The organism is Streptomyces sp. NPDC002265 (assembly GCF_040296125.1).
GTDB lineage: Bacteria > Actinomycetota > Actinomycetes > Streptomycetales > Streptomycetaceae > Streptomyces.
Genome location: NZ_JBEOWS010000363.1, coordinates 1 through 9,578, shown reverse-complemented (window position 1 = coordinate 9,578; position 9,578 = coordinate 1). Strand labels below are relative to the sequence as shown.

Sequence of the window (9,578 nt, the reverse complement as noted above, 5' to 3'; positions counted from 1 at the left end):
GGGTGCGGACTGCGACAACGGCGCTCCCGTCGCCACCGTCGGCCCCTGGAGCTCCAGCGACGGCGTGCACCCGGGCCGCACCCGTGCCGTCGACATCAAGCACGGCGTGGTCGCCAGCTTCCGGGTGGTCAGGGACCACTACGGAGACCGCGGGGGCCGCGGCGGCGACTACTAGTCGACGGCTGCTGAGCAGCACGACTGTGGACCCTCGGCCCACCGGAATCGGGCCGGGGTCCCGGTAAGGACCATGAGCGACAGCCACGTCCCGTTCGCACGCCGCGAGCGGGACGCTTGGCGTGCGCCATAGGGAACAGACCCTTCAAGACACCGAGGCCTCCAGGTACTGCCCCAGGTACCGGAACGCACCGTCGACGACCTGGAACTCGAACATCGCCTCGTGGTTGTAGCCGCCGTACCTCGACTCGTACTTGACCGTACGGGTGATGCCGGAATACGTGACCTCCGGCATCCGGCGGGCGATCGCGCCCCGCTCCCTCAGCGCGGTGCCGTCCTTGTCGCAGGCCTGGGCCAGGAACATCACGGCGTCGTAGGCCTCCGCCGCGTACCACCCGGGAGCGGTGCCGAACCGGGCGCGGTAGGCGGCCGTGAACGTGTGGGCGGAGGCGCGGGCCGTCGGGTCGGTGAAGGCGGTGGCGAAGACCCAGCCGTTCGCGGCGGCGCCTGCCGAACCCAGGAACCGCGGGTCCAGAGCGCGTTCCGTCGCCATCCGGGTGCCGGTGAACCGGGCGGCGGTCAGCGCCGACGCGAACCCGGCGGCCCGGACCGCGTCGCCGGTGAAGACGACCGCGTCCGCGCGGGCGGACCTCACCTCGGCGGCGAGCGACGCGTAGTCGATCCTCCCGGCGGCCACCGGGGTCACCGTGGCGTCCCGCCCGCCCCGGCGCAGCGCCTGTTCGGCCTGGTCGCACACCCGCCAGGCGAAGTCGCCCTGCGCCCGGTCGTCCACGAGGAACACACGCCGGGCGTCGACGTGGTTGCTGAGATAGCGGACGCAGGGGGCGGCGAGCAGCCCGTACGTGACGTGCAGCGCCGCGTGACAGTGGAAGGTGTTCGAGTCGAACGACGCACTCTCGGTGTCGGCGCCCACCGAGACGGACACCACGGGCATCACCGCCTCGGTGTAGGTCCTCTCGGTGGCGCTGAAGCAGGCGTCGGTCGTGGGGCCCAGTACGGCGAGCACCTGCGCGTCCTTCGCCAGCCGGGCGGCCAGCTCCTGGGCCCGTCCGGTGTCGCCGCCGTCGTCGTACGTTCTCAGCTTCAGCCGCAGAGGGCGGTCGCTGTGCGCGTCGATGTGTTCGACGGCCAGCCGGGCACCGTTGAGCTGGGCCCTGCCGCTCTCCTTGCCGGTGCCGGTGAGGTCGCCGTGGAACGCCACGACCAGTTCCGGGCGCGCCCGGCCGGTGCCGGACGGCGTGGGCGGTCCCGGGTTCGCCCGGGTGCTCCACCACCAGGCCCCGCCACCGCCCGCCGCCAGGAGTCCCGCCGTCGAGCCGAGGCGCAGGAGACCGCGTCGCCCGACCGTGCGCGGGGCGGGGCGGGTGGCGGTGACGGAGGTCAGCGTCGGGGCTTGCGGTGACGCGGGGCTCACCGTGCTCGCGATGTCCGACGGCGCGGACGCCGACAGCCGGGTCGGCTCGATCGAGCCGATGGTGAGGACGGCGGCGGACCTGTCGTTGATCAGCCGGGTGACCGGTGCGGGCAGCCAGCCGGACGGCGCGTCCGAGCCGGATGCCGTTCCCTCCGCGAGCGTCGCACGCAGTCGCGCGAGGCTCGGCCGGCCGGCCGGATCCTTGTGCAGGCAGGCTCGGAGCAGGGGTGCCAGAGCGTCCGGGAGCGATGCCGGATCGGGTTCCTCGTAGACCGTGCGCAGCAGCACCCCCGCCGCCGAGCCGTCTCCGAACGGCCGCACCCCGGTCGCGGCGAACGCCAGCACGCAGCCCAGCGAGAACACGTCGCCGGGCGGGCCGATCTCGCCGCCGCGCGCCCGCGCCTGCTCGGGCGAGAGGAACCCGGGCGAGCCGACGATCACTCCGCTGGAGGTGAGCGCGGTGGCATCCGGCGCGCGGGCGATGCCGAAGTCGATGAGCCGCGGCCCGTCCGGAGCCAGGAGGATGTTCCCCGGCTTGACGTCCCGGTGGACGAGACCGGTCCCGTGCACCGCCGTCAGCGCCTCCGCGAGCCGCACGCCCAGCACCCGTACGGACGCGGTCGACAGCGGACCGAAGGTGTCCACCGTCTCGGCGAGCGAGGGCCCCGGCACGTACGACGTCGCCAGCCACGGTGTCTCGGCGTCGGCGTCCGCGTCCAGCAGCGGGACCACCCAGCGGCTGCCGACCTGCCGGGCGGCCTCGACCTCACGGCGGAAACGGGCCCGGAATCCGCTCTCGTCGGCGTACGAGGAGCGGACCGTCTTCAGCGCGGCGATCGCCCCGCCCGGCGCACGGGCCAGGAAGACCACCCCCATGCCGCCGGCGCCCAGCCGCCGCAGCAGACGATAGCGCCCGATCCGGGACGGGTCGCCGGCCCGCAGCGGCTCCATCAGACGGTCAGCGGCGCGGGGCCGTCGTACACGAAGGCACCGCCGGCCACCCGCCAGAGGAAACCGCCGGTGCCGTCGATGACCATGGCGCCGACCTTGTCGAAGGCGAACGACTTGGTGATGCCCGGGTACTTTCCGCCCCGGACGGCCGCGAGCAGGTTCTGCCGGGTGCGGCTCTTCGACGGCAGCTTCGCCAGTGCCCCGAGCAGCATCCCGGTCACGTCGTAGGCCTCCGCCGCGTACCGGGGCGGCGCGTGCCTGAAGCGTGCGCGGTAGGCGGCGGCGAACTTCCGCGCCTCGGGCTTGCGGCTCGCGTCGATGACCGTGGCCACCATCGTCCAGCCCTCGGCCCCGTCCCGCGCCTGCTTCAGGAACTGTTCGTCCAGCAGCGCCGGGCCCGACACCCGCGCACCCTCGAAGGAGCGTTCCCGCAGCGTCGCGGCGAGCAGCGCTCCCCGGTCGGGCAGACCGGCGAAGAACACGGAATCGGCACCGGCGGAGAGCACCGTGTCCACCGCACCGCCGAAGTCGTGGCGCATCGCGCTCACCACGTCCGGTACGGACGGGTACCCGATGCTGTTGAGGTAGTTGGCGAGGGAACTGGCCAGGGTCGTCCCGTACGCGCCGGCCGGGCGGTCGACGACGATACCGATCTTGCGTGATCGCGCCGTGCCGCGCAGGTAGTTGCTCGCATAGACGGGCAGCACCGCGTCGGGCAGCCGTGCGTTGAGGAACGAGCGGAACCCCTGGTACGACAGGGCGGTCGCGCCGGGTGACACGCCGACGACCGGCAGCAGCCCGGCATCGTACTTCGCGAGCGCCGCCTGCGCGGTCTCGTCGGTGGTCGGGCCGACCACGGCGAGGACGGACGCGGTGTCGGTGAGCCGCGCGGCGAGCCGGGCCGAGGCCACCGGATCACCCCCGTCGTCGGCCGTCTTGACCTGCACGGTGAACGGGGCGTCGGCGCCCGCGTTGAACTCCTCGACCGCGAGCCGCAGTCCGCGTTCCTGGGCCCGGCCCGTCTCCCGGTGCGGGCCACTGAGGTCGCCGTGCAGCGCGAAGGTGTACACCGGCCGGCGCCGGGACGCGGCGCCGCCGCCTTCCGGTCCGTTGTCGCGGTCGGCCGCCCACCAGGCGCCGCCCCCGACCGCCGCCAGCGCCGCGGCCCCGCCGGCGAGGAGCAGGAAACGCCGTCGGCCGGCCGGGCGGGAGTCCTGCGCCTCCGCCGGGCCGGACGTCTCACGCGTGTCGGGCTCCGCCGGGCCGGAAGCGACCGGTGCGCCGGACGGCGCCAGCGTGTCGTCGATGTCCGGCAGCGCGAGCGCGGCGGACGAGCGCTCGGCGATCAGCCGGGTGACCGGCTCGGGCAGCCACCCGTCCGCCCCCTCGTCCTGCGGCGCGATCCGCGAGGTCCCTTCGGCCCGGGTGGCATCCTCGGCCGTCAACTCCCGCACCAGCTCCCCGACTTCCGGCCGCCGGTCGGGATCCTTCTCCAGGCAGCGGTCCAGCACCTGGTGCAGCCACGCCGGCACACCTTCGAGGTCCGCCGGGTCGTGGACGGCCCGGAACAGCAGGGCGTCGACCGCTCCGCTGCCGAACGGCGCCCGGCCGGTCGCCGCGAACGCCAGGACACAGCCGAGTGAGAACACGTCGCTCGCGGGGCCGATGCCGTCCCCGCCCCGCCCCTCGGCCTGCTCGGGAGACAGATAGCCGGGCGTGCCGACCACGATCCCGGTCGCCGTGAGCGTACGGTCCTCCGGCGCGCGGGCGATGCCGAAGTCGATCAGCCGTGGCCCGTCATGCGCGAGCAGCACATTGCCCGGCTTCAGGTCCCGGTGGACCAGCCCGGCCCGGTGCACCTCGCCCAGCGCCTCGGCCAGCCGGGCGCCGAGCACCCGCAGACCGTCCTCGGACAGCGGCCCGTACGCGGTCACCGCCTCGGCCAGCGACGGTCCGGGAACGAACGCCGTCGCCAGCCACGGAGCCTCGGCGCCCGGGTCGGCGTCCACCAACGGCACCACCCAGGGGCTGCCGACCCGCCGGGCGACCTCGACCTCGCGCCGGAATCGCGCCTTGAAGCCCGGCTCCTCCGCGTACTCGGCGAGCAGCACCTTCAGCGCCACCAGCGCGCCGCCCGGCGAGCGGGCCAGGTACACCACGCCCATGCCTCCGGCGCCTAGCCGCCCGAGCAGACGATGGTCCGCGATACGCGCGGGATCCGACGAACGCAGCGGCTCCATCAGCTGTCCCCTCCGAGCTCGGACTCCAGGCGGGTGAGCATCGCGGCGTTGGCGTTCGACGCGTACGTGATCAACTCGTTGTCCGAGTAGCCCTTGGCGCCCTTCACCGACACCGACAGGGTCACCGTGCCGAGCCGGGTGACGTACCAGCCGTAGGTCTGCTCGCTCTTGCCGGTGAGGTACTTGCCGATCTCCACGACCTGGTCGTCGGCGTAGGTGTTGTTGCCCGTGCCGTAGGGACTGGCGGTCGATATGAGTTTGGAGATCCACTCGTCCGTGCGGACCTCCTGCCGGCGGCACCGCAGCGGCTCCTCCAAGGTGGTGGCCAGCCGCTCGTCGGCGTCGCGGACGGTGGTGTGCACGGTCACCGCCGCGCTCACCTTGACCTCGCCCTTGCCGCCGGCGGCGGGGATCTCGCTGTAGCGGGACAGGGAGGCGAGCACGCCCCCGGGCAGCCCGTGCCGCTCCCACCGGCACTGCGTGTCCAGCACGGCCAGGGTGCCGGGAGTGCTCACGGCCGGCCGCTGTGTCCGGAAGTCCGCGCCCCAGCCCTGCGGTTGCAATGCCACGGCCGCGGCCAGCGCCTCGGCCCGGCTCCTGGTCCTGGGCACCCTGGCCGGGTCCGCCCGGAACGGGGTCAGTGACGGCGCGTCACTCCCGCCGGAGCCCGCGGACTCGGCACCCGAGGGGGAGCCGGACGAGGTCGCGGCGGCGGATCCCGAAGGTGCCGAAGAGCTCGGCGCGGCCGTCTTGCCATGGTCCCCGGAACCGCAGCCGCCGAGCACCAGGGCCGACGCGGCGACCGGGACCGCGACCCGCATCCACCGCCAAGTCCCCCTGCGCGTAACGGTGTTGTCGTCGTCCATCCCCGCCCCCCAACGGTCACGAGCCCACGCTCGCATTCGATGATCGTACTGACCGACGCGAGGCGGCGGCGGGCGGTTGCATGAACAGACGAGCACGGAGGCGGCGCCCGGTCAGGTCACCGTTGTGGTCGATCCCGCCGAACCCGCGCCCATGGACCTGCCGGACCCGGTGTGACTCGGGGGTGCCCGGCGGGCGTTCAGGAGACTTCGTCGTCGCGGAGTGTCAGGTCGAGCAGGCCGGGGAACCGGGCGTCGAACTCCTCCCGCCGCAGCCGGTTGAGTCGCTTGGGCCCGTCGTCGCGCTGCTCGACCAGCCCGGCGGCGCGCAGCACCGAGAAGTGGTGGCTCTTGGCCGCCCGGCCGACGGGCACGTCGAAGTTGCTGCAGCTCAGGGACCAGTCGGGATGGTCGGCCAGGGTGCGCACCAGCTGGATGCGGACCGGGTCGGCGAGCGCGGTGAGCGCGGTCAGCAGGGTGACGTCGTCGGGGTGGGTGAGAACGGGTGCCGGGCGGTGGCTCCTGCCCGGGGTCTTGTCCGTCATCGCTCGCCCTCCTGGCGTTGCCCGTTGCGGAGTGTTCGATGAGCATCATACAGTGCGAGTGTTTGCTTCTCATCGAACACTCTCGGAGGGGTGGTTCCGCGGATGCGTGCGGTCGAGTTCCAGGAGTACGGCGGTCCCGAGGTGCTGCGGGTCGTCGAGGCCGAGGTCCCCGAGCCCGGCCCCGGGCAGGTGACCGTCGACGTCGCGTGGGCGGGCGTCAACTTCGCCGACCTCAAGGGCCGGGCCGAGGGGTACCGGGTCGTCTCGCTGCCCCACCGCCCCGGTCTGGAGGTGTCCGGGCGCATCCGGGCCGTCGGCGAGGGCGTGACCGCGCTGCGGGTGGGGCAGGAGGTCGCCGGACTCGTGCAGGGCGGCGGCTATGCCGACGTGGTCGTCGCCGAGGCGGCGGCCGTGTTCGCCCTGCCCGCCGGCCTGGACCTGCGCACCGCGGCGACCGTACCGACGGTGCTGCCGACCGCCCACGCCCTGGTGCACGAGGTCGGACGACTGCGCGCCGGGGAGAGCATCCTCGTACAAGGCGCCGCCGGCGGTATCGGCACGGCGGTCGGGCAGTTGGCGCGTGCGGCGGGCGCCGGTGCCGTGTACGGGGTGACCTCCAGCAAGGCCAAGGCCGAGCACGCCCGCGCGCACGGATACGACGACGTGTTCCTGGCCGACGACTTCGACCAGGACGTGCGCCGCGCCACCGGCGGCAGGGGCGTCGATCTGGTGCTCGACCCGGTCGGCGGAGACACGCTGCGCCGCGGACTGGACGCGCTGGCCGCCTTCGGGCGCCTCGTCTCCTTCGGCAACGCGAGCGGCGCCGAGCCGTGGCAGGCCGGACAGGCCGACCTCGCCACCCGCGGCCTGTCCGTCAGCGGCTTCTCCGTGCTGGCCCTCGCCGGCACGGCACCGGAGGCGTTGCGCGAGCTCACCGGCCGCGCGCTGCGCACCGTCACCGAGGGGACCGTGTCCCTGCCCGTCACCGCGGAGTTCGCGCTGCCGGACGCGGCGGAGGCCCACCGCCTGATGGGTGGCCGTACCTCCACCGGCAAGCTCCTGCTGCGCGTTGCCTGAGACGGGCACCCTCTAGGTTCGGTGACGGACGGTTCGCCGGGCGGCGCACTCGTCCCGGTCGCGGAGACCGTCGCAGGTTGCCGTCGCGGGTTGCCGTCACGAGGACGGCCCCCGACCTCGATCGTGGTCGGGGACCGTCCTCGGGCCTGCACGGCTACGGCGACACGGTCACCGCTGTACCGGACTGTGCCCCGGTGCGGCGCAGGGCGTGCATGCGCCGGGGCTCGGCCTGGACCCGCCTCGCGTTGCGCCGTACGACCGCGTCGGCGCTGTCGGGCCCGGGCTTCAGGCGGTCGAGAGCGACGGTGTTCTCGTCGGGGAACGGGTTCGCGGTGTTCGTACGGCCGAGTTCCTCCAGACCCGGGATCGGGCTGCCGTAAGGGGAGTGCGTCGGATGACGCAGCAGCTTGAGAACGCGGCGTTCGACAGCCTCGCTCATCACGTGCTCCCAGCGGCAGGCCTCGGCGTGGACCTGTTCCCGCGCCAGCCCGATCACGTCGGCGAGCAGACACTCCGCGAGACGGTGCTTGCGCATCACGCGGGTGGCGGCCTGCCGGCCCGCCTGTGTCAGCTCCAGGTGCCGGTCGGCGGCGACATGCAGCAGGCCGGCGCGTTCCATACGGGCGACGGTCTCGCTGACGGTGGGGCCGCTGTGGTTCAGGCGCTCGGCGATGCGGGCGCGCATCGGGACCCGGCCTTCGTCCTCGAGTTCCAGGATGGTGCGCAGATACCGCTTGGTGGTGCTGGTGAGTGGGGTCATGCGGTGGGTCAGGCAGGGGTTTCGGCGGTGGCGGTCAGCACCGCGCGGCCGAGGATGTGGCCGGCCATGGTGAAGCCGAGGACGGCCGGGGTGGCGTCCGCCGCGACGCCGATGGATGCGACGTCGAGGGCGTGCACCACGACGAAGTAGCGGTGCGGGCCGTGCCCGGCCGGCGGGGCGGCGCCGACGAAGCGGGCGGCGCGGGCGTCGTTGGGCAGCTGGAAGGCGCCCTCGGGCAGGCCCGAGCCGGTGTCGTCACCGGCGCCCTCGGGTAGCCGGGTGACGGTGGCGGGGATGTCGGCGACCGCCCAGTGCCAGAACCCGGACCCGGTCGGGGCGTCGGGGTCGTACACGGTGACGGCGTAGCTCCGGGTGCCTTCTGGGGCGCCGCTCCAGGACAGCTGCGGGGAGACGTCCTTGCCGCCGGGGACGCCGAAGATGCCGGAGAACTGCTCGGGCGGCCAGGCGCGGCCGTCGGTGACGGTGGTGCTGGTGACGGTGAAGGAGGCCGCCTCGGGGAGACGGGCGAAGGGGTCGTTGGCACTCATCGCGTTGTTCCTCTCGGGCCGTGCGGTGGATGGCGTGACGCGGCCGGCGAGAGGGCGCGCACAGGTACCCGGACAGGCACCGGCGTCACCCTTCGCCGACGACACGATCGACCATAGCATCAATAATCGATTATTCTCGCGATCGTCTATGGTGATGACTGTGACTCAGACGGCCCACACCCCAACCCCGCCGGCGAAGCAGATGCTCTCCGAGCAGGTCTACGCGCATCTGCGGGACGCGATCATGGGCGGGCACCACGCCCCCGGTGACGCCCTCAAACCGCAGGACCTCGCCCGACAGCAGGGCGTGAGCCTGGCCGTGGTGCGCGAGGCGCTCGTGCGGCTGGTCGGCGAAGGCCTCGCCGACCGGCTGCACAACCGCGGCTTCGCCGTCCCGGCCGTCTCCGACCGCCGCTGGCAGGACATCGCCGAAGCCCGCCGGACCATCGAACCGGTCGTGCTGCGCATGTCCATCGAGCGCGGCGACGTCGACTGGGAGGCCCGGGTACGAGCCGCCCACCACCGCCTGGCCCGCACTCCGGCCTATGCGCCGGACGAGGGGGAGTACTACAGCAGCGCCTGGTCCGAGGCCCACCGGGTCTTCCACCGCACCCTGCTGGAGGGCTGCGGCAACCCCGTTCTGCTGGAGACCTTCGACCGGACGTGGACCGCGAGCGAGCTGGCCCGCCGCTGGGCGGCACGGCGCCATCCCGGCCGCGACCACGTCGGCGAGCACCGCCGGCTGGAGGAAGCCGCGCTCGCCCGCGACGCCGACACCGCGGCCGAGGTACTGGCCCAGCACCTCACCCTGACCGCGGCCCGGCTGACCGGATGCACTCACCCAGAACCCGCGAAGGAGACCTGACCCACAGAGACGCCCGGCCGAGGGCGCCGTCGCCCGAGCCGCCTGGCCCTACGCCGGCATTTCCAGTCGGGCCCGCAGCAACGGCAGCAGCGGAGGGCCGGGGTGCTGCCCTCGACGGGC

The 9,578-nt window shown here is 73.7% G+C and carries 7 protein-coding genes and 1 pseudogene; 2 read left to right on the top strand and 6 right to left on the bottom strand.

Translation table 11 applies throughout. The features are described from left to right. Nucleotides 1-319: 319 nt before the first annotated feature. The 4 genes from ABT085_RS39005 to ABT085_RS38990 all read right to left on the bottom strand — a co-directional run bounded on the left by ABT085_RS39005 (nt 320) and on the right by ABT085_RS38990 (nt 6,208). Nucleotides 320-2,560: an ABC transporter substrate-binding protein gene (locus ABT085_RS39005; RefSeq protein ID WP_351619469.1), complete on the bottom strand. Its 2,241-nt coding sequence runs from the start codon at nt 2,558-2,560 to the stop codon at nt 320-322. After that, nucleotides 2,560-4,800 carry a bifunctional serine/threonine-protein kinase/ABC transporter substrate-binding protein gene (locus tag ABT085_RS39000; protein ID WP_351619462.1) on the bottom strand — a complete coding sequence of 747 codons (2,241 nt, stop codon included), beginning with the start codon at nt 4,798-4,800 and terminating at the stop codon, nt 2,560-2,562. Before ABT085_RS39000 ends, ABT085_RS39005 begins: the two co-directional genes overlap by 1 nt. After that, nucleotides 4,800-5,621: a hypothetical protein gene (locus ABT085_RS38995; protein ID WP_351619459.1), complete on the bottom strand. Its 822-nt coding sequence runs from the start codon at nt 5,619-5,621 to the stop codon at nt 4,800-4,802. Before ABT085_RS38995 ends, ABT085_RS39000 begins: the two co-directional genes overlap by 1 nt. Before the next feature lie 242 nt (nt 5,622-5,863). Then, entirely contained in the window at nt 5,864-6,208 is a 345-nt protein-coding gene (locus ABT085_RS38990) for an ArsR/SmtB family transcription factor (RefSeq protein WP_351619457.1), read from the bottom strand. 102 nt (nt 6,209-6,310) lie between these two features. On the opposite strand from ABT085_RS38990, the gene ABT085_RS38985 reads away from it, so the two are divergent. Next, on the top strand, nt 6,311-7,285 hold the full coding sequence (locus ABT085_RS38985; protein ID WP_351619454.1) for a quinone oxidoreductase family protein: 975 nt from the start codon (nt 6,311-6,313) through the stop codon (nt 7,283-7,285). 160 nt (nt 7,286-7,445) lie between these two features. Here the strand turns inward: ABT085_RS38985 and ABT085_RS38980 are convergent. Together ABT085_RS38980 and ABT085_RS38975 are read right to left on the bottom strand one after the other, a co-directional pair. Beyond that, a pseudogene (locus ABT085_RS38980) lies at nt 7,446-8,045 on the bottom strand (metal-dependent transcriptional regulator); the annotation flags it as partial. 8 nt (nt 8,046-8,053) lie between these two features. Then, nucleotides 8,054-8,593: a YbhB/YbcL family Raf kinase inhibitor-like protein gene (locus tag ABT085_RS38975; protein WP_351619452.1), complete on the bottom strand. Its 540-nt coding sequence runs from the start codon at nt 8,591-8,593 to the stop codon at nt 8,054-8,056. Nucleotides 8,594-8,747: 154 nt separating this feature from the next. Here ABT085_RS38975 and ABT085_RS38970 point away from each other — a divergent pair, with 154 nt between their 5' ends. Then, on the top strand, nt 8,748-9,458 hold the full coding sequence (locus ABT085_RS38970; RefSeq protein ID WP_502982921.1) for a GntR family transcriptional regulator: 711 nt from the start codon (nt 8,748-8,750) through the stop codon (nt 9,456-9,458). Nucleotides 9,459-9,578 lie beyond the last annotated feature (120 nt).

What these genes read in the sequence shown, in the direction of transcription:
- ABT085_RS39005 (WP_351619469.1), bottom strand. Translation starts at nt 2,560, where the DNA reads ATGGAGCCGCTGCGGGCCGGCGACCCGTCCCGGATCGGGCGCTATCGT.
- ABT085_RS39000 (WP_351619462.1), bottom strand. Translation starts at nt 4,800, where the DNA reads ATGGAGCCGCTGCGTTCGTCGGATCCCGCGCGTATCGCGGACCATCGT.
- ABT085_RS38995 (WP_351619459.1), bottom strand. Translation starts at nt 5,621, where the DNA reads ATGCGGGTCGCGGTCCCGGTCGCCGCGTCGGCCCTGGTGCTCGGCGGC.
- ABT085_RS38990 (WP_351619457.1), bottom strand. Translation starts at nt 6,208, where the DNA reads ATGACGGACAAGACCCCGGGCAGGAGCCACCGCCCGGCACCCGTTCTC.
- ABT085_RS38985 (WP_351619454.1), top strand. Translation starts at nt 6,311, where the DNA reads ATGCGTGCGGTCGAGTTCCAGGAGTACGGCGGTCCCGAGGTGCTGCGG.
- ABT085_RS38975 (WP_351619452.1), bottom strand. Translation starts at nt 8,593, where the DNA reads ATGAGTGCCAACGACCCCTTCGCCCGTCTCCCCGAGGCGGCCTCCTTC.
- ABT085_RS38970 (WP_502982921.1), top strand. Translation starts at nt 8,748, where the DNA reads ATGACTGTGACTCAGACGGCCCACACCCCAACCCCGCCGGCGAAGCAG.